Annotated in this window: 19 protein-coding genes; 18 read left to right on the top strand and 1 reads right to left on the bottom strand. The window is 59.7% G+C overall.

Annotated elements, in window-relative coordinates; genetic code table 11:
- Positions 1 to 599 precede the first annotated feature (599 nt).
- From cysQ to L21SP4_RS11330, 8 genes are all read left to right on the top strand, one after another.
- Complete coding sequence (gene cysQ, locus L21SP4_RS11360; protein WP_052882760.1) at positions 600 to 1,421, top strand: 3'(2'),5'-bisphosphate nucleotidase CysQ; 822 nt, start codon at positions 600 to 602, stop codon at positions 1,419 to 1,421.
- A 141-nt stretch (positions 1,422 to 1,562) separates the two neighbouring features.
- Entirely contained in the window at positions 1,563 to 3,329 is a 1,767-nt protein-coding gene (locus L21SP4_RS11355) for an SLC13 family permease (RefSeq protein WP_052882759.1), read from the top strand.
- A gap of 265 nt (positions 3,330 to 3,594) precedes the next feature.
- Positions 3,595 to 5,322 (top strand): bifunctional sulfate adenylyltransferase/adenylylsulfate kinase, encoded by a 1,728-nt coding sequence (locus L21SP4_RS11350; protein WP_052882758.1) that lies wholly within the window; start codon positions 3,595 to 3,597, stop codon positions 5,320 to 5,322.
- A 143-nt stretch (positions 5,323 to 5,465) separates the two neighbouring features.
- Complete coding sequence (gene tviB / locus L21SP4_RS11345; protein WP_052882757.1) at positions 5,466 to 6,749, top strand: Vi polysaccharide biosynthesis UDP-N-acetylglucosamine C-6 dehydrogenase TviB; 1,284 nt, start codon at positions 5,466 to 5,468, stop codon at positions 6,747 to 6,749.
- A 70-nt stretch (positions 6,750 to 6,819) separates the two neighbouring features.
- Positions 6,820 to 7,140, top strand: a complete 321-nt coding sequence (locus L21SP4_RS11340; protein WP_052882756.1) for a nucleotidyltransferase domain-containing protein — start codon at positions 6,820 to 6,822, stop codon at positions 7,138 to 7,140.
- Positions 7,133 to 7,543, top strand: a complete 411-nt coding sequence (locus tag L21SP4_RS11335; RefSeq protein WP_052882755.1) for a nucleotidyltransferase substrate binding protein — start codon at positions 7,133 to 7,135, stop codon at positions 7,541 to 7,543. The genes L21SP4_RS11340 and L21SP4_RS11335 overlap by 8 nt, the downstream gene beginning before the upstream one ends.
- Before the next feature lie 401 nt (positions 7,544 to 7,944).
- Positions 7,945 to 8,151, top strand: coding sequence for a hypothetical protein (locus tag L21SP4_RS13005; protein WP_144413853.1), 207 nt, complete (start codon positions 7,945 to 7,947; stop codon positions 8,149 to 8,151).
- Positions 8,141 to 8,518 (top strand): PIN domain-containing protein, encoded by a 378-nt coding sequence (locus L21SP4_RS11330; protein ID WP_052882754.1) that lies wholly within the window; start codon positions 8,141 to 8,143, stop codon positions 8,516 to 8,518. The genes L21SP4_RS13005 and L21SP4_RS11330 overlap by 11 nt, the downstream gene beginning before the upstream one ends.
- A 511-nt stretch (positions 8,519 to 9,029) precedes the next feature.
- On the opposite strand, the gene L21SP4_RS11325 is transcribed toward L21SP4_RS11330, so the two are convergent.
- Positions 9,030 to 10,058, bottom strand: coding sequence for an IS110 family RNA-guided transposase (locus L21SP4_RS11325; RefSeq protein WP_052881618.1), 1,029 nt, complete (start codon positions 10,056 to 10,058; stop codon positions 9,030 to 9,032).
- 530 nt (positions 10,059 to 10,588) lie between these two features.
- Between L21SP4_RS11325 and ltrA the strand changes: the two genes are divergently transcribed.
- The 10 genes from ltrA to L21SP4_RS11275 all read left to right on the top strand — a co-directional run bounded on the left by ltrA (position 10,589) and on the right by L21SP4_RS11275 (position 23,903).
- Entirely contained in the window at positions 10,589 to 11,920 is a 1,332-nt protein-coding gene (gene ltrA, locus L21SP4_RS11320) for a group II intron reverse transcriptase/maturase (RefSeq protein WP_052880802.1), read from the top strand.
- A gap of 183 nt (positions 11,921 to 12,103) precedes the next feature.
- Positions 12,104 to 13,228, top strand: coding sequence for an ATP-binding protein (locus L21SP4_RS11315; protein WP_052882753.1), 1,125 nt, complete (start codon positions 12,104 to 12,106; stop codon positions 13,226 to 13,228).
- 185 nt (positions 13,229 to 13,413) lie between these two features.
- Positions 13,414 to 14,553: a non-hydrolyzing UDP-N-acetylglucosamine 2-epimerase gene (gene wecB / locus L21SP4_RS11310; protein ID WP_201774636.1), complete on the top strand. Its 1,140-nt coding sequence runs from the start codon at positions 13,414 to 13,416 to the stop codon at positions 14,551 to 14,553.
- Positions 14,554 to 14,752: 199 nt separating this feature from the next.
- Positions 14,753 to 15,709, top strand: a complete 957-nt coding sequence (locus tag L21SP4_RS11305) for an NAD-dependent epimerase/dehydratase family protein (RefSeq protein ID WP_052882752.1) — start codon at positions 14,753 to 14,755, stop codon at positions 15,707 to 15,709.
- A gap of 268 nt (positions 15,710 to 15,977) precedes the next feature.
- Entirely contained in the window at positions 15,978 to 16,811 is an 834-nt protein-coding gene (locus L21SP4_RS11300) for a sulfotransferase family protein (RefSeq protein ID WP_052882751.1), read from the top strand.
- Positions 16,812 to 16,817: 6 nt separating this feature from the next.
- A complete protein-coding gene (locus tag L21SP4_RS11295) occupies positions 16,818 to 18,287 on the top strand; it encodes a lipopolysaccharide biosynthesis protein (RefSeq protein ID WP_052882750.1) in 1,470 nt (489 codons plus the stop codon).
- Complete coding sequence (gene asnB / locus L21SP4_RS11290) at positions 18,257 to 20,146, top strand: asparagine synthase (glutamine-hydrolyzing) (RefSeq protein WP_052882749.1); 1,890 nt, start codon at positions 18,257 to 18,259, stop codon at positions 20,144 to 20,146. Before L21SP4_RS11295 ends, asnB begins: the two co-directional genes overlap by 31 nt.
- On the top strand, positions 20,146 to 21,378 hold the full coding sequence (locus tag L21SP4_RS11285; protein WP_052882748.1) for a glycosyltransferase family 4 protein: 1,233 nt from the start codon (positions 20,146 to 20,148) through the stop codon (positions 21,376 to 21,378). The genes asnB and L21SP4_RS11285 overlap by 1 nt, the downstream gene beginning before the upstream one ends.
- Positions 21,368 to 22,831, top strand: a complete 1,464-nt coding sequence (locus L21SP4_RS11280; RefSeq protein WP_052882747.1) for a hypothetical protein — start codon at positions 21,368 to 21,370, stop codon at positions 22,829 to 22,831. The genes L21SP4_RS11285 and L21SP4_RS11280 overlap by 11 nt, the downstream gene beginning before the upstream one ends.
- Positions 22,824 to 23,903: a glycosyltransferase family 4 protein gene (locus tag L21SP4_RS11275; protein WP_052882746.1), complete on the top strand. Its 1,080-nt coding sequence runs from the start codon at positions 22,824 to 22,826 to the stop codon at positions 23,901 to 23,903. Before L21SP4_RS11280 ends, L21SP4_RS11275 begins: the two co-directional genes overlap by 8 nt.
- Positions 23,904 to 23,919: the final 16 nt, after the last annotated feature.

Below are 23,919 nucleotides of genomic sequence, written 5' to 3'. Positions count from 1 at the left end.
GTGTCAACGGCCCTGACGGGCCTCGTGGCAATCGAGGAAGATCGTGGCAATCGGGGGGAATGTCGTTCCCACGAGCGCAGCGTTGTTTCGAGGCCGAAGGCCGTTTCCCACGAGGCGCGCAGCGCCGTTGCCTCGAGCGAAGCGTCCTCACGAGCGCAGCGTTTTCACGAGGCGCGCAGCGCCGTTGCCACGTTCCCCCCGAGGCCGAAGGCCGTTGCCCCGAGCGAAGCGTGGAAGATCGTGTCAACGGCCCTGACGGGCCTCGTGGCAATCGAGGAAGATCGTGGCAATCGGGGGGAATGTCGTTCCCACGAGCGCAGCGTTGTTTCGAGGCCGAAGGCCGTTTTCACGAGCGAAGCGTGGAAGATCGTGTCAACGGCCCTGACGGGCCTCGTGGCAATCGAGGAAGATCGTGGCAATCGGGGGGAATGTCGTTCCCACGAGCGCAGCGTTGTTTCGAGGCCGAAGGCCGTTTCCTACGAGGCGCGCAGCGCCGTTTTCACGAGCGAAGCGTTCCCACGAGGCGCGCAGCGCCGTTGCCACGTTTCCCCCGAGGCGCGCAGCGCCGTTCCCCCGCCCCCAAAAACTGAGGAGCATCGATGAACTCTGAACAGCTGAGACTGCTGCTTGAAGCCGAACTCGAGGCCACCGCGGCGATCCTGGAGGTCTACGCGCGCGATTTCGACGTGGAGCACAAGGCCGACGATTCGCCGCTGACGGAGGCGGACCGCGCGTCGCACGACATCATCCTGAAGAAACTTGAACCCACGGGAATCCCGGTCCTGTCGGAAGAGAGCGCGGAGATCCCTTATGCGGAACGGAAGGACTGGGAACGATTCTGGCTGGTCGATCCGCTCGACGGAACAAAGGAATTCATCAAAAAGAACGGCGAATTCACGGTCAACATCGCCCTGATCGAAAGCGGTGTGCCGGTGATGGGGGCCGTCTACGCGCCCGTGCTGAACACGGCCTATCTCGGGGTCGCGGGCGAAGGGGCCTGGAGGCTCCTGAAGGGCACGCACTTCCATTCGGCGGACGATCTCCCCGGTGCGCTCGAGGAAGCGGCGCTGCCAACGCTCGGCGAGGGGCCGGGGGACCCGGGCGGCATCCGCGTGGTCGCCTCCCGCTCTCACCGCAACGAGGCCACGGAACAGTTTATTGCCGAACTCGAGGCCCAATACGGGCCGGCCGAACTGGTGTCGAAGGGCAGTTCGCTCAAGCTCTGCCTGGTCGCCGAGGGCGCGGCGGATGTGTATCCCCGTATTGCGCCCACGATGGAATGGGACACCGCCGCCGCGCAGGCCGTCGTCGAAGCCGCGGGCGGCGTGGTCCTGCAGCACGGGACGGACGTACCGCTGCGCTACAACAAGCAGGACCTCCTCAACCCGTACTTCATCGCCGCCGTGCCGGGGGTTCTGTGAGCGGCGATTGAGGAGGGGGAAGTTGGATGGGAGTGTGAAACGGTCCTCTTACTCCGGCTCTAATGCTGACTCTGATATTGTACTCAAGTTTCAGGTGAGTGCGGACTCCCCCGTGCTGCAATCCCACCTCTCCTCTGAAACATGACCCCGGACGCCGTCATCACCGTTTCCGTGGTCGCGGGAGTCTTTCTCCTGCTGGCCATGGCGCGCTGGCCGGCGGATTTCGTCTTTCTCGGCGGGTTGGCGGTGCTGCTGGTGACCGGGGTGCTCGGTCCCGGCGAGGCGCTGGCCGGGTTCAGTTCGCCGGGGGTAATCACGGTGGGCACGCTGTATGTCGTGGTGGCGGGAATCCAGGAGACCGGGGCGCTCTTCTGGATCGGTCACCACGTGCTGGGGAGGCCGTCTTCGGAACGGGGCGGCCAGCTCCGGCTGATGGCGCCGGTGATGGGGCTGAGCGCGTTTCTGAACAACACCCCGGTGGTGGCGCTATTCATCCCGGTGGTGCGGCAGTGGTGCCGGAGTCTGGATTTCAGACCGGCGAAGTTCATGTTGCCGCTGAGCTACGCGTCGATCTTCGGCGGCGTCTGCACGCTGATCGGCACCAGCACCAACCTGGTGGTCAGCGGTCTGATGCAGGACCGCCTCGGGCGCGGCATGGGGGTGTTCGAGATCACCGCGCTGGGGTTGCCCTGCGCGCTCGCGGGCGTGATCTACCTGGCCACCGTCGGGCGCCGCATGATTCCCGACCGCGAGGGAACGGACCGGCTCTTCGGCGACACGCGCGAGTACACGCTGGAGATGGAGGTCGCCGGAGGCAGCGCGCTGGCGGGGAAAACGATCGAGGACGCGGGGCTGCGCCACCTGCCCGGCGGGTACCTCGTCGAGATCGTGCGCGGCGATCACCTGATCCAGGCGCCGCCGCCGGATACGGAGCTGCGCGAGCGCGACCGGCTGGTGTTCGCGGGGAGTGTGGAGTCGATCCGCGACCTGCGCGCCCGGCGCGGGCTGCAGGCCGCGCCGGACCAGGTATTCAAGCTCGACGGCGAGGACCGCGAGCGGCGGCTGGTGGAGGTGGTGGTCTCGGACCATTGTCCGCTGCTGGGCCGCAGTATCCGGGCGGGGCGGTTCCGCGACCGGTACAACGCCGCGGTGATTGCCGTGGCGCGCCGCGGAGAACGTATTCCGGGGCGGATCGGCGATATCGTACTGCGGCCGGGCGATACGCTGCTGGTGGAGGCGCATGCGGGATTCGCGCCGCGGCAGCGCGATTCGCGCGATTTCTACCTCGTCAGCGAAGTCGAGGACTCCCGGCCCGTGCGGTTTTCGCGCGCGCCCGCGGCCGGATTGATTTTTGCCGGCATGGTGGCCGCCGCGGCGTTCGGCTGGCTGAGCATGCTCCAGGCGGCGATGCTGGCCGCGGCGCTGATGCTGCTGACCGGGTGCTGCTCGCCGGGCCGGGCGCGCACGAACATCGAGTGGAGTGTGCTGCTGGTGATCGCCTCGGCGCTGGCGATGGGGCGCGCGCTCGACCAAACCGGAGCCGCCGGATGGATCGCGGAAGGCCTGCTGGCCGCGGCGGGGAACCACCCGTGGCTGGCGCTGGCGGGGGTTTACGTGGCGACCTCGCTGTTCACCGAGCTGATCACGAACAACGCCGCGGCCGCGCTGATCTTTCCGGTCGCGGTGACCATGGCCGGCAACCTGGGCGTCAGCCCGCTGCCCTTCGTGATGTGCGTGGCCGTGGCCGCCTCGGCAAGTTTCGCCACGCCGGTCGGCTACCAGACCAACCTGATGGTCTACGGGCCGGGGGGCTACCGCTTTACGGATTACTTCCGGGTCGGGTTCGCGCTCAATGTGCTGTTCGGCGTCATCAGCGTCGGCCTCGCACCGGTGATCTGGTCCTTCTGACCCGATTCCTGCAGAGGGATCTGCTGAGGCAGACTTGTGAGCCTGATTTTATTTGCTTCGGAAAGAGAGTCGTTGGAATAAAGGGGTCCGGATTCTGAAAAGGGGTTCCGGGCACGGAGTTTGAACCGGATAAGCGCCGCGGACTATCGTCTCGGCATTCCGGTCCATTTCGGTCATGCTCCCGCGATTGAGTATGAACGATCTGTAAATGAGGGAAATACGCGGGTGTCGCGTGTTTCAAAGTTGAAAAGAAAGGAAAGAAGTAATGAGCGATCATCTCATCGCCCCGCACGGGGGTGAACTCATCGACCTGATGGTATCGGAAGAACGCGCGGCCGAGTTGAAGGCGCATTCGAAGGAATGGCCTTCCTGGGATCTGAACGGCCGGCAGATGTGCGATCTCGAACTGCTGATGAACGGCAGCTTTTCGCCGCTGCGCGGGTTCATGGGCAAGGCTGATCACGAGTCCGTCTGCAGCTCGATGCGGCTGGAGGACGGTACGCTGTGGCCCATGCCGATCATGCTCGACGTGGACGAGGAAACGGCGAAGGGGCTCGAGTCCGGCGCGAAACTCGCGCTGCGCGACCCGGAAGGCGTCATGCTGGCGGTCCTGAACGTGAGCGACGTCTGGCAGCCGGACCGCGCGGAGGAGGCGAAGCAGGTCTTCGGTACCGACAACAGCGAGCACCCCGGCGTCGACTACCTGATGAACAGCACGAACGGATGGTATGTCGGCGGCGAGGTCGAAGGGGTGTGCATGCCGGTCCATTACGACTCCAAGGATATCCGGTTGACTCCGGCCGAACTCCGCGCCGACTTCAGGCGCAAGGGGTGGCGCAAGGTGGTCGCCTTCCAGACGCGCAACCCGATGCACCGGGCGCACCAGGAACTGACCCTGCGCGCGGCGAAGGAGACCGAGGCGAACCTGCTGATCCATCCGGTGGTCGGGATGACCAAACCCGGCGATGTCGACCATTATACGCGCGTGCGGTGCTACAAGGCGCTGCTGCCGCATTATCCCAAGGATACCGTGGCGCTCTCGCTGCTCCCGCTGGCCATGCGGATGGGCGGCCCGCGCGAGGCGGTCTGGCATGCGATCATTCGCAAGAACCACGGCTGCACGCACCTGATCGTCGGCCGCGACCACGCCGGCCCCGGCAAGGACTCCTCGGGCACGCCGTTCTACGGACCGTACGACGCGCAGGAGCTGCTCCGCGAACACGAAGAGGAGCTGGGCGTGGCGATGGTGCCGTTCAAGCTGATGGTCTTCGCGCCGGACGAGGATAAGTACATCCCGCTCGACGAGGTCCCCGAGGGGACGAAGACCGTTTCGATTTCGGGGACCGAGCTGCGCGAACGGCTGGCGGAAGGCCGCGAGATCCCGGAGTGGTTCACGTTTCCGGAGGTCGCGCAGGAGCTGCGCAAGACGCATCCGCCGAAACATAAACAGGGCTTCACGGTGTTCTTCACGGGGCTGTCCGGTTCGGGTAAGTCGACGATCGCCAACGCGCTGCTCGTCAAGCTGCTCGAGATGGGCGGGCGTCCGGTGACGCTGCTCGACGGCGACATCGTGCGCAAGAACCTGTCGTCGGAACTGGGCTTCTCGAAGGAACACCGCGACATCAATATCCGACGCATCGGGTTCGTCGCCTCCGAGATCACCAAAAACGGCGGCATCGCCATCTGCGCGCCGATCGCCCCCTACAACGCCGTGCGCCAGGAAGTGCGCCGGATGATCGAGGGCTACGGCGGCTTCTGCCTCGTGCACGTGGCCACACCGCTCGAGATCTGCGAACAGCGCGACCGGAAAGGTCTCTACGCCAAGGCACGCGCCGGCATCATCAAGGAGTTCACCGGCATCTCCGACCCGTACGAGGAACCGGCGGACGCCGAAATGGCGCTGGATACCACTGACATGACCCCCGAGGAAGAAGCCCAGCAGGTGATCCTCCACCTCGAGAAGGAAGGCTACATCGGCGTGGATGAGTCGTAGAGGCAAAGGAGAAAACCGGATCCCTCCGTCGACCCGGTCATCAGGTGGATACCTGTCGAGCGGTCCCTTCGCTCCGCCGATCGAAGACCGGCGGAGTATGAAGGGGTTGAAGTGATCGGGTCGAACAGGTCGGGAAAAAACCTATGAAAATCGATTCCCCGAAAATCTGTGTGATCGGGCTCGGATATGTCGGCCTGCCCCTGGCGGTGGCCTTCGGGCGCAGGCATGAGGTCGTCGGTTTTGACCTCAAGGAGGCTCGCATCGCGGAGCTTCAGCGCGGCGAGGACAATACGCTGGAGTGTTCGTCGGAAGAGCTGGCCTCCGCGGCGAAGCTTTCGTATACGGCCGACCCCGAATCGATCCGCGACTGCGATGTCTACATCGTGACCGTGCCCACGCCGGTCGACGAAGCGCGGCGTCCCGACCTGCGCCCGCTCATCGGCGCGAGCGAGACGGTGGGCGGCGTGCTGGCTGAAGGCGATGTGGTGATCTATGAATCGACGGTCTATCCCGGCGCGACGGAGGAGGTCTGCGTTCCCGTGCTCGAGGAGCACTCCGGTCTGAGCTTCAATGAGGACTTCACGGTCGGCTACAGTCCCGAGCGGATCAATCCCGGCGACAAGGCGCATCGGCTCGACTCGATCGTGAAGGTCACCTCCGGCTCCACCCCGGAGGCGGCGGAATTCGTGGATGCGCTGTACGCCTCGATCGTGTCGGCCGGTACGCACCGCGCTTCATCGATCCGCGTGGCGGAGGCGGCGAAGGTGATCGAAAACACGCAGCGTGACGTGAATATCGCGCTGGTCAACGAGTTGTCGCTGATCTTCAATCGCCTGGGAATCGACACGCTGGAGGTGCTGGAGGCGTCGGGGACGAAATGGAATTTTCTTCCGTTCCGGCCGGGGCTGGTCGGCGGCCACTGCATCGGTGTGGACCCGTACTACCTGACGTACAAGGCGCAGCAGACGGGGCATCATCCCGAGATGATCCTGGCCGGGCGGCGGATGAACGATGCCATGGGACGCTATATCGCTGACCGGGTCGTCAAGCTGATGCTCAGGAAGCGGATTCAGGTCGTCGGCTCGCGCGTCCTGGTGATGGGGCTGACGTTCAAGGACAACTGCCCCGACCTGCGCAACACGCGCGTCGTGGACATCATTTCGGAGCTGACGGATTTCGGGGTCGAGGTGGAGGTCTGTGATCCCTGGTGCCTCGCCGAAGAAGCCAGGATCTCCTACGGCATTGATCTGATCAGCGACCCCGCCTCGCTGAAGAAAGGTTCTTACGATGCGGTCGTCGTCGCCGTCGGCCACCGCCAGTTCGCGGAGATGGGCGCGGACGCGATCCGCGCGCTGACGTCCGGCGACGGGGTCGTCTACGACGTGAAAGGCATCCTCGACAAGTCGAAGGTCGACGGGCGGTTGTAAGGCATCCCATCCGTGCGATCGGTCGTTACACAAGAATCCTGAATGGCGAAAGACGCCCCGTCGCTTTTCTATGAATACGGTCGGCACCATACCCGGGCTTGATCCCGACGAGATGGAACGAATCATGTCCATCTTCGGATCGGAACCTGAGGTTAAAGAGGTAATCCTCTACGGATCACGGGCAAAAGGCACGCATCGTCCGGGGTCCGACATCGACCTGACGCTGAAGGGTCCGAACCTCTCTCCTGAAATACTGACCGATCTTATGCTTCGGATGGACGAGTTGCTGTTGCCCTACGAGATCGACCTGTCCATATACGATCGGATAGATAATCCTGATCTGATCGAGCACATCGATCGCGCGGGAAAGGAGATAGTCCGCCGTGACTGAAGAAAGGGATATACGCTGGCAGCAACGTTTTTCGAATTACCGGAAAGCACTCAACCAGCTCAGCGAATTTCTTGAGCAGAAAGAGCTGAACAAGCTGGAGGAACAGGGGCTGGTCAAGGCGTTTGAATACACGTATGAACTCGCCTGGAACACGTTGCGCGATTACCTCGAATATCAGGGCGTCGCGGAACTGATCGGGTCGCGCGACACCTTCCGCAAGGCCTTTTCAGAGGGGCTGTTCAGCGATGGGCATGTATGGATGAAGATGATCGAGAGCCGCAACAGGACATCCCATACCTGTAACGAGGCCGCGGCCCGCGAAATCGTTCACGACGTGCGCACGGAATTCCATCCCGCCTTCCTGGACCTGGAGCAGACCCTGGCGGGCAAGACGAGCGAATAACTTCTTTCATATCGAATGCGCACGGAAGGAAGAGGACCACGGATGGCACCGATGGCACGGATAAGAAAGAGGCCTCGCGCAAAGACGCGGAGACGCAAAGGAAACGTGAACGGGGAGGGGAGGGCCCGCAAATCCGTTTGCAGGCTTTCTCCGCCCCGGTAACGTTCGGGATTTGATTCCTCTGCGAACTTTGCGCCTTCGCGAGAGTGAATGAAAACATATCTCATAATCGGCGGCGCGGCAGTCGGCGGAGCTTCATGCTGGCGGAATGAGTTCACAGACCTGACCAAAAATGGCACCCTTACTCCCGGCTCGACTGGCCGGCATAACGTAACGCAATTTCCTCTGATTTGAACTCCAGGAAGATTGCAGCCAGTCAGCCATTACAATGAGGTAAGAATATGTACACAACGATAGAAGCAGATATAGAAAATGGGCAGGTTAAAAGTCCGGAGATTCAAAAACTTCCTTCCGTCGCGCACGTGCTAATCACACTGCTGACTCCGAGCGGCGATAAGGGAAGCTATGATTTTTCATCGCTGTCCGGCCGGCTAAAGTGGTCGGGGAATGCGGTGGAGGAACAACGGAAGCTGCGCGATGAATGGTAAACGTTATTTCCTCGATACCAATGCCATCATTGCATTGCTTGCCGGCAACAACAACTTGCTGGAGATATTGAATGGGGCAGATTATGTTGCCACCTTCGTGATTTGTGAATTGGAATATCTTGCCTTTCCGGGTCTGCCCGACGAAGACAAAGCACTATTCGGACAGTTTAGGGAAAAGGTCAATGTTGTTGACTTGGCATCAGCAAATCGGCAGTTGAAAGAGCAGATTCTCACGCTGCGTACAGAGAAAAATCTCAAACTTCCGGATGCAGTCATCGCCGGGTCGGCAATGAATCAGGATTGCATCTTGCTGACAGAAGACAAAAAGCTTTTAAGTCACGAAGGAATACGCTCTGAGATCTGGTAACGAAAACAACAAGAGTCTTTGCCCGCCCCGTTCACGTTCCAATGTCGCATCCCATCCGTGCGATCCGGTGCGCCAAGCAAAGCTTGGCTGTTTCTAACTGAATGAAAGGAGTCACCCATTAGAGGTTCCGGTCAAACACAAAAGTCCCCTTCGTGCCGCTGATCAAGCGGCTTCCCTTCATGCCTTGTTTTGATCGGATTCAACCGTCGCCTCAACCGTTGCGTTCCGTACCGTGGTTTTCGTTTGCGGTTGTTTCAGTCACCCATCTGGTTTTTAGGTGAGGGCGAATCTTTTCCAGATCCATGGCCGCCACCCGTTCTCGTATTGGAGCCAGAAAACCGTTTGTTCCCGCTCGTTGCCTATTCAGTCACCGTGGTTCATCTGCACGCAGACTTCCAGACCCTTGAAGGCTGACGACAGGACAGACCGCAAAAGCTGAAGCGATGCCGCCGGTTCCAATCAGTCCGCTGATTTAAGCAGACCCCTAGCCGGTTCCCGGCAGCATCGGGTTTTAAAACAACATTCCCATTACATATTCCTCCCCGTTCATGACATGCCAAACGGCTTTGGACAATTTTGCCGCCAAGGCCTTCTTCGCCACAATCGCGTTGCGCTTTTTCTTCTTCCGGTCATACCAGGATTGAATCTCCGGATAAAAGCGCGGAGCGAAGCTCGCGGCTTCAACGAAAGCCCATGCGAGAAACGGATTGCCGTTGCGCTTATTGTTCTCACCTTTCTTCCTGCTGTTGGAACTTCGCTCACTTTTGACGGCGCGGCAGTAGGAGGCGTAGCATCCCGCGTTCGGGAAGCGGGCGAAGTTGCCGCTTTCAAGCACGATGGTCATCCCAAGCGCCTTCCCGATGCCCGGCACGGTCTGAACCTGTTCAAACGATGGGTTGGGCTCAATAAACCCCAGCACCGCTGATTCGATCTGTCCGGCCAGCCGCTCACTGCACTGGACCGCCTCAAGCAACGTGCGGAGTTGAAGCTGTACGAACGGATCAAGGCCCGTCGCCTCGACATCCGCCTGCGTCCACTGCTGAAGAGCACGCGATCCCGGCGCCTTGAATCCGTAACGCTCCAGCAGGCTTTGCAGGCTGAGCATAACCTGGGTGCGCCGCCTGACAAACAGCTGTCGGCGTCGAAGCGCGTCGCGAATCGAACGAACCTCCTTCGGATAAATGTAGCTCTCCGGGAAAATATCCAATCGGAGCAGTTCGGCCAGCCAACGAGCATCCGATGCGTCATCGGCATGTTTCAACCCCTTGTACTGTTTCATCTTCGCCGGATTCCCCAATCGCACGTCCCGGTTCTGCTCACGCAAGCCGTCCACCAGCCAGTACCAGTTGAACGTGGACTCAATCCCCATCGCCTGAACCTGCGGCCAGTAGGGATCCATCGCCTCATTGACTGCATCGAGCGTGGTTCGTACCCGCCGCCGGAAGACTTCCGTGCCTTCCCGGTCGCAAATCGAGAGAAAAACATTGTTTCCATGCAGGTCGGCTCCTGCGTACAATTCCTTTGCGCTGGTCGTTTGCATATCCGGTACTCCTTTCGTTTTTGCTTAAACAAAGAGTACGTTGCATTCGACCAGCGTCTATTTCAAAGAACCTCTATATGGTTATCAGTCGTGTGAATTGATCGTTGCACATGTAGCCGACCCAGCGGTGATCGGGGGTAACCCCGGCGTCGAAGCCTGGGAAGGCGAACGCGCGAGCCGTAGCGAAAGCGAACTTGATTCAGCCTCGTTACACAAGTCGAGGGCGGCCAGCCTATCGGATATGATGAAGCCAGCACTTGTCGGGAAGGAACGGTCATATGCACCGGCAAGGCCCTCCGGGGTAACAAGAGACGGCGCGCGCAGAAAGAACAGCCAGGAACTTGGGAGGCCCGCCGTGATGTCGGGTAAGCCGACAAGCCCGTGGGGGAATCAATAACCTCGGGGGTGATCGCGTGCGGGAGTCGGAGAGGCTCGTAGTAGTGATGAAGCGGGGTAATGCCCGTGGAGCGAAGGGGTCTCGGCGGAAGACGAGCTGAGTAAGAAGCGCGGGGGACTGATTGGTGAAACCTATGACAGAAGAAGCGACGGAGTACTATCGCATTGACGACAGACTCTTGCCGCCGAAACTCGCCGCGCTGAGACAGAAGCTGAGTCAGAAGGCCAAACAGGAGAAGCGGTTTCGCTTCTACAGTCTCTATGGCCACATTGGCCGGGCCGACACTCTGCTGGCGGCATGGAAACATGTACGCGCCAACGGCGGAAAAGAAGGCCCCGATGGTGTGACCATCGAGGACATCGAACAGAGTCAAGGAGGAGTCGAAGCCTTCCTGGCGGATATTGAACGCAGCCTGAAGGATCGAACCTACCGTGCTGGAAAAGTGCGGCGGGTCTACATCCAGAAGGTGAACGGGAAACTCCGTCCCTTGGGAATACCCTCGGTGCGGGATCGGGTCGTGCAGACCGCTACGGTTCTGATATTGGAACCGATCTTTGAAGCTGACTTCAAGGACTGCTCCCATGGGTTCCGGCCTGAGCGCTCGGCGCATGATGCGTTGAAGGCGATTGGACAGGAGCTCCGGCAAGGGCGGTGTGCGGTTTATGATGCGGATCTGGCCGGCTATTTCGACAGTATTCCACACGACAAGCTCATCGCTTGTGTGCAGATGCGTGTCACCGACCGGTCCGTGCTGAAGCTGATCCGAATGTGGCTGAAAGCGCCGGTAGAGGAAACGGAGAAAGGCAAACCGCCGACCGTGAAGCGCAACGACAAGGGCACGCCGCAAGGCGGGGTCATTTCGCCGCTTCTGGCCAACATCTATCTGCACTGGTTCGATGCGGTGTTTTACCGCAAAGACGGACCGGCACGGTGGGCGAAGGCCAAACTGGTGAGGTACGCCGATGACTTCGTGGTCCTCGCCCGGTATATCGGTCCGCAACTCGAAGCGTTCATCGAAGCCAAGATAGAAGGGTGGCTCGGGCTGAAGATCAACCGGGACAAGACCCGGATACTCGATGCTCGGGAACCGGGGCAGACGCTGGACTTTCTCGGATATAGCTTCCGCTATGACCGGGACCTCGGCGGACGCCCGTGCCGGTACTGGAACCTGACACCGTCGCGGAAAGCGCTCCAACGGGAACGTGATCGGCTTCGGGAGATGACCGGACCGGAACAATGCTTCAAACCTCTGCCGACGGTGATCGACGAACTCAACATGCAAATGCGAGGATGGGCAAACTACTTCTCGCTGGGTTATCCGCGTGTGGCATTCCGCCACGTCAATGGATACGTGCGACAGCGTCTCACGCGACATGCGAAACGACGCAGTCAGCGCGGCTACTGGCCCCCTGAAGGTATGAGCTACTACGCGCATTTCAAGAACATGGGACTGATCTACCTGTGAAACCATCCAACAAATGCCTTCCGCGAGAGCCGGATGCGGGAAATCCGCATGTCCGGTTCGACGAGGGGGAGGGCAGTCCGCGGTCATTGGCTCTAAGCCTCTCATCCCGTGGCTCCCTCTCTACTCTACTGGTTAAATAAATATATTGATCATATTCTATAATTTATATATAAATAGTAGATCGTGATCAATAGAATTGTCATAAACAGGCTTGAATCGCGGCTTTTCAAGGGCAAAGCGATTCTCCTCTACGGGGCTCGCCAGACCGGTAAGACGACCCTTGTCCGCGATCTTCTGGACAGGCGCGGCGGGGTGTACTTCAACGCGGATGAGCCCGACATACGGAGCAGGTTTGCCGGTCGCACCTCCTCCGAATTGAAGAGCCTGATCGGGGATGCGTCGCTGGTCGTGATCGATGAGGCGCAGCGCATCGAGAATGTCGGCCTGACGCTGAAGCTCCTGGTGGACAGTTTCCCGCAGATTCAGGTGCTGGCGACGGGGTCGTCGAGTTTCGAACTCGCGGATCGCCTGAAAGAGCCGCTGACGGGGCGAAAATTCGAGTTTTTTCTCCCTCCCTTTTCTTTGGAGGAAATAGAGCGGGCGAGGGGTGCGCTGGAAACGGATCGGCTGCGGTCCAAAAGCGTCGTATACGGGATGTATCCGGAGCCGGCGTTGTCGGGGGAGGCCGAGGCCGGCGAGCGGCTGCGGGAAATCGCGGCCAGCTATCTCTACAAGGATATCCTGGTGCTGGGTTCGATTCGCCACCCGGAGGCCTTGGAGAAGCTGGTTTCGGCCCTCGCCCTCCAGATCGCATCGGAGGTCTCTTACCGCGAACTGGCCGGACTGGTCGGGCTGGATCAGGGCACGGTGGAAACCTATATCCGGATCCTGGAACAGGCCTTCGTGGTCTTTCGCCTGACCCCGTTCAGCCGCAACCTCCGCAACGAACTGAAGAAGATGCGCAAGATCTATTTCTGGGACACCGGGGTCCGTAATGCCGTGCTCAATAACTTCGCTCCGCTGCAAACGAGGTCCGATGCCGGTGCGCTCTGGGAGAATTTCCTGATCGCGGAAAGGATGAAAACCCTGAAGAACCACGGTCTGCCGCGACGAAGCTGGTACTGGCGCACCTATCAGCAGCAGGAGATCGATTACGTCGAAGAATCCCCGGACATGATGAGGGCGGCCGAGATCAAACGACGCCCGGGACGCGGAGGCATCCCCAAAACCTTTACCAGGGCGTACCCCGAAGCTCAGACCCTGATGGTCTCCGAAGAGAACTGGCGCGATTTGGTTTGTGGCGATTAGACGCCCACGGGACAGAAGCGGGGAGAACCACGGATGGCCCGGATGACACGGATAAGAAAGAGTTCCCGCCCGCCTTGTTCACATCCGGGATTTGATTCCTTTGCGAACTTTGCGCCTTCGCGAGAGCAAATGAAAAAGGCAACTGCTCGTGGTTAAATAAAACCCGCGCAGAAAGGCATCAATCTATGTCGCTGAAAATAATGTCCGTCGTCGGGGCGCGCCCCAATTTCATGAAAATCGCGCCGTTCGCCCACGCCATCGAGCGGGAGGACGACCGGATCGAGCATTTCCTGGTGCATACGGGTCAGCACTACGACCCGGAGATGTATCATTCCTTTTTCGAGGCGCTGAATATCCCTACGCCGGATGTCGATCTCGAAATCGGATCGGGATCACACGCCGAACAGGTGGGGCGGACGATGATCGCCTTCGAGAAGGTCCTGCTGGAACGCCGGCCGGACTGGGTCGTGGTGGTGGGCGATGTCAACGCCACCTGCGCCTGTTCGATCACCGCGCGCAAACACCACGTCCGAGTCGCGCACATCGAGGCCGGTCTGCGGTCGTTCGACGAGCGGATGCCGGAGGAGATCAACCGGATGGTAACCGACCGCGTTTCCAATCTGTTGCTCACCCCCGACGAACTCTCCGGCGAAAATCTCCGGCGCGAAGGTGCGGAAGAGGAGCGCATCCGCTTCGTCGGCAACATCATGATCGATACCCTCGAGGCCCATCGCGCCCGGGCCGAAGCCCTCGATCTGAATGACATCCTCACCTCCCATGCGATCGATCCGGATCTGAAGACGCCGGTGGATGACGGCTCCTTCGCCGTCATGACGATGCATCGACCGTCGAACGTCGATTCGCGCGAAGTACTCGAGCCGCTGGTCCGCTGCCTGCGCGAGGAGGTAGCTTCGAAGATGCCGCTGGTGTGGTCGATTCACCCCCGCACCCGGAACCGCCTGGAGACCTTCGGACTCTGGGACGAGCTGCTTGCGGACGATCGCCTGATCCTGATCCGGCCCGTGGGATATCACGCGATGCTGAAGCTGAACATGAGCGCGCGGCTGATGCTGACCGACAGCGGGGGGCTGCAGGAGGAGTGCTGTGTGCTCGGCACCCCCTGTATCACCATGCGGGAGAATACCGAGCGGCCCGTCACGCTCGTCGAAAACGGCGGCGTCTCCGAGCTGACCGGTCCCGATCCGGAAAAGATCACCTCGGCTCTCGATACGTTCCTGAACATGGAACGGCGCGGCCATCGCCCCCCGCTCTGGGACGGCAAAACCGCGGAGCGCATCGTGACGGAATTGGAAAACAGGACTTAATCGGGGACGACCACGGATTGTCCGGATGGCACGGATAAGAAATAAGCCTCGCGCAGAGACGCAGGGACGCAAAAGAAACGTGAACGGGGAAGGGCTGCTCGATACGCGGAAAGCCCGCAAACCCGTTTGCAGGTTTTCTCCGCCCCGGTAACATCCGGGATTTGATTCCTCTGCGAACTTTGCGCCTTCGCGAGAGTAAATGAAAAAATATCTCATAACCGGCGGTGCGGGCTTCATCGGCTCTCATCTGGTCGACGCCCTGGTCGATCGCGGAGATTCGGTCGTGGTGCTCGACGATCTGTCCTCGGGACACCTCGAGAACCTGGCGCGCGTGCGCGACCGAATCGAATTCATCGAGGGGGACATCCGCGATCCGGATACGTGTCTTCGCGCGTCCGCGGGATGCGACGGCATCTTCCATGAGGCGGCACTGGTCTCCGTGGCGGATTCGATCCGTCGTCCCCGGGACAACCATGACATCAACCTGACCGGCACCGTCAATCTGCTGGAAGCGGCGCGCGAAAACGGTGTGCGGCGCATGGTGATGGCCGGGTCCGCGGCGGTGTACGGCAACGAGCCGACGCTGCCTAAGCGCGAAACGATGAATCCCGATCCGATCACCCCCTATGCCGTGGCCAAGCTCGCTTCGGAATACGAACTGAAGACCTACGCGGCAATGTATGGGATGGAGGGCGTCTCGCTGCGCTACTTCAACGTCTATGGCCCGCGACAGGATCCGTCGTCGCCGTATTCCGGCGTGATCTCGCGTTTCGCGGACGCTCTGCAGCGGGATGATAAACCGGTCATTTTCGGGGATGGCACACAGGGCCGCGATTTCATTTATGTCGGCGATGTGGTCCGCGCGAATCTGATGGCTATGGACGCCGCCCCCGGCGCATCTTTCGGGATCTACAATGTGGGTACAGGCCGCGAGACCTCGCTGCTGAAATTGATCGATGTCCTCGCGAACATTTTCGACCGCGAGGTCCAACCCCGCTTTGAACCGCCGCGCGAGGGTGATATCCGGCATTCCGTCGCCGCGATTGACGCCATCGGGTCCGCATTCGGATTTCGTCCGGAGTGCGACCTGGCGGCGGGGTTGAAGCATCTGGTCGGGAGAACCACGGATTGCCCGGATGGCACGGATAAGAAATAGGCCTCGCGCAGAGATGCGGGGACGCAAAGGAAACGTGAACGGGGACGGGTTGTTCGATACGCGGGAAGCCGCAAACGGGTTTGCGGCTTCCCGCGTATCGAGCAGCCCCGGCCCGTAATGCCGGGCCGGCGGGATTTGCCCGCCCCGTTCACGTTCCAATGCCGTATCTCATCCGTGCGATCGGTGCCATCCGTGGTGAAATCTTTTGCGTGCACGGGCGTGGCGCCCTGCTGAAACCGGTCTTAACGAGCCGAAAGTCACCCCTGCTATGCTCCCCAACTTTCTGATCGTCGGCGCCGAAAAAGCGGGCACCACGACCCTGGCGTCCATACTGGCGCAGCATCCGGACGTGTTCATGTGCGAACCCAAGGAGCCGCGTTATTTCTCGCATCCCAGCCGGGGCCGCGGTCTCGCATGGTACGCGTCGCTCTTCGAGAGCGCAGAAGGGAAGAAGGCGGTTGGAGAGGCGTCGACCGCCTACACTTGGCATCCTCACATCGCGGACGTGCCGCAGCGGATCCATGAGACCCTTGGCGATATCCGGTACATCTACATGGTGCGTGATCCCGTGGAACGGCTGATTTCCCACTACCGCCACGCCGTCTATTACCGCTGGATTCCGGAGGGGCTGAGTCTCGACGAGGCGGTGGAGCGGTGTCCCGCGCTGTTTGACTGTGGACGGTATGCGCATCAGGTCGAGCAGTATCGCGCAGTGAGTGCGTGGTCCCGTTGGAAAATTATCGCCCTCGAAGATCTCCTGCGTAATCCCGAAAAAGTACAGCGCGAACTATGTTCATTTCTCTCCATCGGAGACCATCTGACGCCTCTGCCGCATGAAAATGCCGGGGACGATCTGTTCGCGCTCCCCGAACCTCTGCGAGGTCTGCGGAATCTGCAGGCTCTGATTCCGGGCCGGATCGGGAACATGGTGCGCCGGAAGCTAAAGCAGCTCTGGGGGAGAAGAATTGAGGCGCCCGAACTCGATCCGGCGGAGCGCGATTCGTGGCGGGACCGCTACAGGGCGGAAGTCGAACGGCTCAGCGCACGGGCCGGCCGTGATTTTGCGGAGTTCTGGTGGGGTGAAGGCCACACTGAAGGCTAGGGATTTATGGGGCTTCGCGAACAAACGGTAAAGGCGCTTCTCTGGACGTTCTCCGAGCGCATCGGCATGCAGATGGTGCGCTTTGTCGTTTCCGTGGTCCTCGCGCGCCTTCTTTCCCCTGCGGATTTCGGCCTGCTCGGCATGCTTACGATCTTTATGATCCTCGGGCAGCAGCTGGTGGCTGCCGGATTCGGCAGAGCGCTGGTACAGAAGAAGGATGCGGATGACGAGGACGCCACGGCGGTTTTCTACTTCGGCGTGTTCATCGCGCTGGCCCTGATCGCCCTGCTGTTCTTCTCCGCGCCCCTGATCGCAACATTTTACGAGGAGCCGAAGCTGTTGTGGCTGACACGTGTGATGTCGCTCAACTTTCTTTTCGGCTCGCTCATGATCGTCCACAATACGCTGCTGATCAAGCGGATCCAGTTCCGCAAGAAGGTTCTCAGCAATTTTCTCTCTTTCCCCATCTCCGCTGCAGTCGGAATCGGGATGGCGCTCAAGGACTTCGGGCCGTGGAGTCTGGTCGGCATGCAGCTTTCGGCCAGTTTTTCACGCATGGTATTTATTTGGATACTTTTTCCCTGGCGACCGAAGCTCAGTTTCAGCTTTCGCTCGCTGAAGGAGATGTTCCCCTACGGTTCTCGCATCCTCGCCGCCTCACTGGTGAGCATCTTTTTCGATAACATATACCTCGTGCTCATCGGTAAGATGTACAACAAGACCGAACTCGGCTACTACACCCGAGCGCACCGCATGCATGAGCTTTTTGCGGTGGTCCTTACCCAGACCGTGGGGCAGGTGATGTTTCCCGCGTTCTCGGCGGTGCAGGATGAACAGGAACGTTTTCTGCGTGGCGCGCGCAAGGCCACCTCGTTCTGCCTCTTCGTGATCGCACCCATCCTGATGGGCCTGCTTATGACCAGCGACTCCTTTGTCGGCGTGGTCTTCGGCAGAAAGTGGCTTCCCTCCGTCCCGTTTCTTCGTGTTCTCTGTGTAGCCGGACTCTTCTATCCCCTGAATTACATCAACAACAACATCCTGCAGGCCAAGGGGCGCAGCGATCTCTTCTTTCGCCAAGAGGTCATCAAGCGCATCTTGCAGGTGGTCAATATATTCGTGACCTTCCGTTACGGGGTGATTGCCCTGCTGATCGGTCACACGGTTTGCTGTGTGATCGGATGGCTGCTCAGCGTGTACTACATGCGCTCCGTGTTCATCTATAACTTCACCATGCAGCTTCGCGATGCCGCGCCCTATCTGGCCCTGAGCGCGGCGATGATGGCGGGAGTCGGACTCGTCCGCCTGATCGCGGAAGGTCAGGTGCAGATCGGCGTTTTCGCGATCCAGGTCGCTGTCGGAGCGGCTATCTACGCGGCGGGAAGTGTTCTGTTCAAGCCTGCGGCGCACCGGGAGTGCTGCGATCTGGCCGCGTCGGCCGTTCGTAAATGGCGTGCCGGATCACAGAGGCGGGGCTGAAGAGAGAACGGGATATGTGTGGATTCGCGGGCATTGTGAAGGAAGAAGGAGCCATTGACGCGGACGTTCTGAAGCGCATGCGGGATACCATGGTGAGCCGCGGCCCGGATGATGAAGGCCTTGCCGTATGGGAAGCCCGGGCCCCCCGGGATGCGAAAGGGTTTTCGTTGGGCCTCGCTCACCGACGGCTGAGTATCGTGGACCTTTCGTCCGCAGCCCGGCAGCCGATGTCCAACGAAGACGGGTCGATATGGATCGTCTACAACGGCGAGGTCTACGGACACGAGGAAGCGAGGAGGGAGCTGAAATCGAAGGGACATGTCTTCCGCTCCCGCTGCGACACGGAGACCATACTCCATCTTTATGAGGAATTCGGCATTGAGGGGCTTCTGGATCGTCTCAGAGGGATGTTTGCCTTTGCCATCTATGACCGCGATCAGGACGCGCTCTACCTGGCGCGCGACCGGGCCGGCCAGAAGCCTCTCTATTACAGCCCGCAGGGTGGGCGGGGATTGTGCTTTGCTTCGGAGATTAAGGCGCTTCTCGCGAGCGGGGCGATCGACCGCGAGCAAATCGATGAGACGGGGTTTGCGCAGTTCTGGACCTACGGATATGCCGTGGGCGAGCGCACCTTCTATGCGCAGGTGCGCGAACTGCCTCCCGCGCACTACGCCTGCTGGCGGTCCGGTCGCCTGGAGGTGCGCCGCTACTGGAGGGTAAGGTTCGAAGGCCAGGTGAGTGGATCGCGAAAGCTGGATGAGCTTGCCGACGAATTTGAAGCGCGGCTGACAGAATCCATACGTATGCGCCTCATGTCTGATGTCCCTTTGGGCATATTTCTTTCGGGAGGCATCGACTCGACGCTTATCGCCGCCGTGGCGGCTAAACGGCTCGGTCATGCCATTCCCTGCTACACGATAGGGTTTGATGATCCGGCGTACGACGAATCGGAGCGGGCTTCCGCCGTGGCGCGTTATCTCGGGCTACGGCACCATGTACTGCGTTTGCGCGCGGATCGGATGGGTGAATTCGAGACCATCGCCCGCTATTACGACGAGCCATTCGGCGATCCGTCCGCGGTGCCTGAGCACTATGTATGCGGGCTGGCGCGCGAAAATATAACGGTGGCGCTCACGGGCGATGGTGCAGACGAATTGTTTGCCGGCTACCGGACCTATCCCCGGTTTCTGGCCTTGTGGGGGGAAGCGGAGGACCGCGCGAAAATGGCGCCGCACGCAAAGTCCCTGAATCCTGCCGTGCGATTGAGGATGAAGTGCGTGGCTCCCGAAAATCGCTGCCACAAGTTTTCTCAGCTTATTCCCGACCGGCACTTTTTCCGCATCATGTCTGCGGGACCCGCATTGCGCTGCTTCCGCGCCCGCCGCGAGGAGCGGGACGCAAGCATGGCCGATTATGTCCGGGGCAGCCTGTTGAGCAGGCTGCAGCAGCTTGATTTCAATCATTATCTCCCCGGCGAGGTCCTGAAGAAGGTCGACCGCGCGGGCATGGCGCATTCACTCGAATGCCGGAGCCCGTTCCTGGATCATGAGATGATTGAATTCGCGGCCCGGCTGCCGCGTAGCGCGCGGCTCTCTCCGGGGGGCGCGGGGAAGGTGTTGCTTCGGCGGGTGCTGGAGCGTCATGTGCCCCGGGAGCTGTGGGATCGCAGCAAACAGGGCTTCATTCCCCCTTTTCAGCAGTGGTGTGTGAACGATAATGCGGCCCGGATGCAAGAACGGTGGCGGAGCCTTTCTTCTCCGCTCGTGCGCCGTTCCGCGGCCGGACTCGTATTCGCCGAAACCGGCGGCCGCCGGAGACTCGCCTGGAACGCTTTTTCCGCGCTGCAGTTCTTGAAGTGATGCACGTCTGCATGTTCATCTGGAATTTCCGGCCCGGACCGCAGGGCGGCGCTGAACACCAGTGCTGGAAGCTGGCCCGCGAGCTCGTCCGGCAGGGCGTGGAGTGCACGGTGCTCACGCGCCGATCCCTGCTTCGTTCGCCGCGCCGGGAAGAAACGGAAGGCGTTCATATCCGGCGCATCGGGCTCTTCGGTCCGCTGAGGACCCGCATGGATCGCTGGCGCGACCGCTGGCGCGACCGACACGGGGGTGATGATGGCCATACATCGTCCGGCACAGAGAACGTTCGCGCGCACGGGCCTCTGTCCTTATTTCGCACCATCGACTACCTATGCTTTCTGGTATCGGCATACCGTTATTTTGAACAACACCGGAAAACCATTGATCTGATTCATGTCCATGGAGAATACTGGATGGCCGGATTTGCTCGTCACTTCGGTTTGAAGTGGCGAATACCGGTGTTGATGAAGGAGGCGTTGTGTCCCGTATTCCGCCCGACCAATCGCGATGTGCCGGGATGGCGCCGGTGGGAGCGTCTGCGGACGAACCACTGGTACGCGGCGATGCATGCAGGTATTCGCTCCGAACTGATGGAACGGGGCGTGCCCGGGGACCGGATTTTTGATGTTCCGAACGGTGTGGATATGCCGGGGGAGAGGTCGGCGCTCGAGAGTCCGGTGGCTCTCTGCGCCTCAAATTTTACACAGGGCGCTGCGCACAAGGGATTCGATTTGTTGTTCAGAGCCTGGGCGGGGGTCGCCGGAACTCTGGACGGGGTACGACTCGTGATCGCAGGACGCGGCTCAATGCAGGCGTGGAGGCAGTATGCGGAAGATACAGGATGCGGAGACAGCATCGAGTTCGCGGGCCATGTGAATGATATGGATCAAATATACCTGAAGGCCGCCGTGCTGCTTCTTCCTTCGAGAATGGAGGGGATATCCAACACACTGCTGGAAGCGCAGAGCTACGGGATCCCCGCAGTGGCGTTCGATCTTCCCGGCAACCGCGCCGTGATTGAGCCTGGGTTGAACGGGGAAATCGTTGCTTCGGAAGACCACGAAGCGATGGCCGCGGCTGCGACGCGTCTGCTTGGGGATAAGCGCCTGCGCAAAAGAATGGGAGATGCCGCGAGGGAAAGAGCCGAAGAGACGTTCGCCATGCCTGTCGTGGCCTCACGCATGAAGACCGTGTACACCGATATTATTCGGAAGAACGATTATGAATTATAAGCTCCGAGAAGCGCTGTTCCTGTTCTCTTTCATCCTGCTTGGACTGGTGATGTTCGCCGTCACCAAGTCGATCCTCGTCTGGGCGTTCCTTGCCGTGGCCATGATGGGCATCATCATGGTCGGCAATCCGAAAGTCCTCCTGCTGATCTACTGGATCTATCTGAACGTCTATCCCCTGGCAAAAGAAGTGGTCCCTTCGATCATCACCCAGTGGTCGGACGAGGCTTTTATCGTGATGATGCTCGGGATCCTGGCCATGCGTTATATCCGCTTTCGTGAGGTTCCTCCGGGCTGCCGTACGATGACCCGGGTTTTGTGGTTTCTGATCGGTCTTGTATTCATATCGGCGATCCTGACGGGCGGCGTGAATTTCTACCTAGTTATGTACTACAGCCACTATTTTCGATGCTTTCTCGTATTCTATTTCGCCCTGATCGTGCTTCCGCGCGAGAATTACCGTTTTTATTACAAGATGCTTATCGTGGGTGCGTTTATCCATATTATCCTGAATGCGGGGTGGTATGTCGGGGCCAATCCTCTTCCCAATCCGAAGCTGGGCGGACCGGATTTTGCGCGCGGGGGTGTGGAAGGATGTAATTACGTTGCCTACTTTACGGTCGGGGTGCTCGGGGTGCTCTTCGGGCTGATCGTTTTCGGATCGGGCAGAAAGAAACTCGCGGCGGCGGCTCTGTTCGGGATTATGCTTATCCAGCTCTATTTTACCTTCACCATCCACGCCTATTTCATCTTCGCCGCCGCCATGGCCGCACTGATGATCATAACGAGAAACTATCGTGCGCTGATTGCAGGCGCGGTGCTCCTGACCATGCTTTACACGGGCTTTTCCGCTATTCAGGCGCAGCAGAGTGAAGTGGGAAAAATGGTGAGTTCAAAGAACCTCGAGAAGCGCTGGGAACGTTTCATGCAAGGTACGAAGCTCGAATCATACCGGAGGAGTATCGTGGAACTTCCCCGGGACGCCAAATATTTCTGGCTTGTAGGGGCCGGGCCCGGCAAGGCGGGCAGCGTGATCGGCCGGGAGACGCGCCAACCCATCGCAGAAAAATATTACAATTGGATGAGGAAGGCTGTCAGCGGTCAAAGGATCAGTCTGGGGGGAAGTATAACCACGGGAATCGTCACCGCTTTGCTGACGATATGGAGCGAAATGGGGCCAATAGGTTTTGTGCTATACTGGTGGCTGTGGGGTTATGCTTTATACCGTATATATAATCAATACAGTCGAAACATGTACTGTGACCCCTATCAGAATGCGCTGGCACTGGGATTTGTTGCGTATGCGGTAACGATGTTCGGCATATTTGCGCTCGCCCCCCTGCTGCATGTGGCTTTTCTTACTAACGCTTTCTGGTTGTGGGCGGCCATTCTTTGGGTTCCCGGTTTATCCTGTTCAGGGAAGCCTGCAAAAAATACAGCACCGCACTATGCCTAAAATCCTGATACTTCAGCCCTACCTAACGCCGTACAGGGTGGGATTATTTGATGCGCTCGCAGCTGTGGATCGGGTCGACGTTCTTGTGGTGCGTTATTCACGTCCCGAAGTCCGCCGCCAATGGAATGTCCACACTGGAAGCGGCTTCGAGCAGAAAAGAATTCGCTCTCTTGTTGTTTCTGCGGGATACGAATCGAACAAGGTGTATACGAATGTGTTCCACTGGCTGTGGATTCTGCTGCGGTGGAGACCTGACGTGGTCGTGGCCTGCCCTGCAAACGAGGGAGTGATTGCCGCAGCCTTAAAGAAGCTTCTGCGTTACAGGCTTATTTTCTGGACGGAGCAGACTCCGTTCACGGCAGGGAGCGCCGCATTGCTGAAAAGGCAGCGCTTTTTCTACAGGCACTCAGACCGGTATCTCGTGCCCGGTCGCTTGTCGGCTCAGTATGTCAGGGAACGCTGTGGCGCCCGTGAAGAACAAATATATTATGCCCCTAACAGTGTGGATGACGACACCTATCATATTGATCAGAGTAGATTTGATCGGAAACACGGAGAATCTCCTTTGAAATTCATGTTCTGCGGGAGTCTGATTGAGCGCAAGGGTTTTGATCTTTTAAAGGAGGCGTTTCGTCGCCTCGCGCGGGAATGCGACCTGCCGGCCTTTGAGTGCCATGTAGCGGGTACCGGTCCTCTCGAGAAGGAACCAATCGATAACATAATATACCATGGCAATTGCGCTCAGATCGAGTGTGCCCGGATCATGCGCGACTGCCACGTCTTTGTGCTGCCCTCGAGGCGTGATTGCAATCCGCTGACGGTGATAGAGGCGGCGAAGTGCGGCAATGCCATGCTGCTTTCAGACGCAGTCGGCAATTATCCGGAATTTACGCTAAGCGATGAATGGGTTTTTGAATCCGGGAGTGTCGATGCGCTGGAAAAAGCATTGCGATGGGTGCTGACCCGTTCCGGAAGTGACATTAAGGCGGCTGCGGAATATGCGAGGAGGGTCGCCGGCGAGATCAGCCATGAGGCGACCGCCCGGGAATTCGTTCGCGCCGCGGGAAAATGACCGTCTTTCCATCTCT

The organism is Kiritimatiella glycovorans, assembly GCF_001017655.1.
GTDB lineage: Bacteria > Verrucomicrobiota > Kiritimatiellia > Kiritimatiellales > Kiritimatiellaceae > Kiritimatiella > Kiritimatiella glycovorans.
Note: the sequence above shows the minus strand (reverse complement) of the source record. Positions and strands in the feature narration are given on the sequence as shown.

Excerpts from the sequence above, each read along its gene's own strand:
- cysQ (WP_052882760.1), top strand. The coding sequence starts at position 600 with ATGAACTCTGAACAGCTGAGACTGCTGCTTGAAGCCGAACTCGAGGCC.
- L21SP4_RS11355 (WP_052882759.1), top strand. The coding sequence starts at position 1,563 with ATGACCCCGGACGCCGTCATCACCGTTTCCGTGGTCGCGGGAGTCTTT.
- L21SP4_RS11350 (WP_052882758.1), top strand. The coding sequence starts at position 3,595 with ATGAGCGATCATCTCATCGCCCCGCACGGGGGTGAACTCATCGACCTG.
- tviB (WP_052882757.1), top strand. The coding sequence starts at position 5,466 with ATGAAAATCGATTCCCCGAAAATCTGTGTGATCGGGCTCGGATATGTC.
- L21SP4_RS11340 (WP_052882756.1), top strand. The coding sequence starts at position 6,820 with ATGAATACGGTCGGCACCATACCCGGGCTTGATCCCGACGAGATGGAA.
- L21SP4_RS13005 (WP_144413853.1), top strand. The coding sequence starts at position 7,945 with ATGTACACAACGATAGAAGCAGATATAGAAAATGGGCAGGTTAAAAGT.
- L21SP4_RS11330 (WP_052882754.1), top strand. The coding sequence starts at position 8,141 with ATGAATGGTAAACGTTATTTCCTCGATACCAATGCCATCATTGCATTG.
- L21SP4_RS11325 (WP_052881618.1), bottom strand. The coding sequence starts at position 10,058 with ATGCAAACGACCAGCGCAAAGGAATTGTACGCAGGAGCCGACCTGCAT.
- ltrA (WP_052880802.1), top strand. The coding sequence starts at position 10,589 with ATGACAGAAGAAGCGACGGAGTACTATCGCATTGACGACAGACTCTTG.
- wecB (WP_201774636.1), top strand. The coding sequence starts at position 13,414 with ATGTCGCTGAAAATAATGTCCGTCGTCGGGGCGCGCCCCAATTTCATG.
- L21SP4_RS11305 (WP_052882752.1), top strand. The coding sequence starts at position 14,753 with ATGAAAAAATATCTCATAACCGGCGGTGCGGGCTTCATCGGCTCTCAT.
- L21SP4_RS11300 (WP_052882751.1), top strand. The coding sequence starts at position 15,978 with ATGCTCCCCAACTTTCTGATCGTCGGCGCCGAAAAAGCGGGCACCACG.
- L21SP4_RS11295 (WP_052882750.1), top strand. The coding sequence starts at position 16,818 with ATGGGGCTTCGCGAACAAACGGTAAAGGCGCTTCTCTGGACGTTCTCC.
- asnB (WP_052882749.1), top strand. The coding sequence starts at position 18,257 with ATGGCGTGCCGGATCACAGAGGCGGGGCTGAAGAGAGAACGGGATATG.
- L21SP4_RS11285 (WP_052882748.1), top strand. The coding sequence starts at position 20,146 with ATGCACGTCTGCATGTTCATCTGGAATTTCCGGCCCGGACCGCAGGGC.
- L21SP4_RS11280 (WP_052882747.1), top strand. The coding sequence starts at position 21,368 with ATGAATTATAAGCTCCGAGAAGCGCTGTTCCTGTTCTCTTTCATCCTG.
- L21SP4_RS11275 (WP_052882746.1), top strand. The coding sequence starts at position 22,824 with ATGCCTAAAATCCTGATACTTCAGCCCTACCTAACGCCGTACAGGGTG.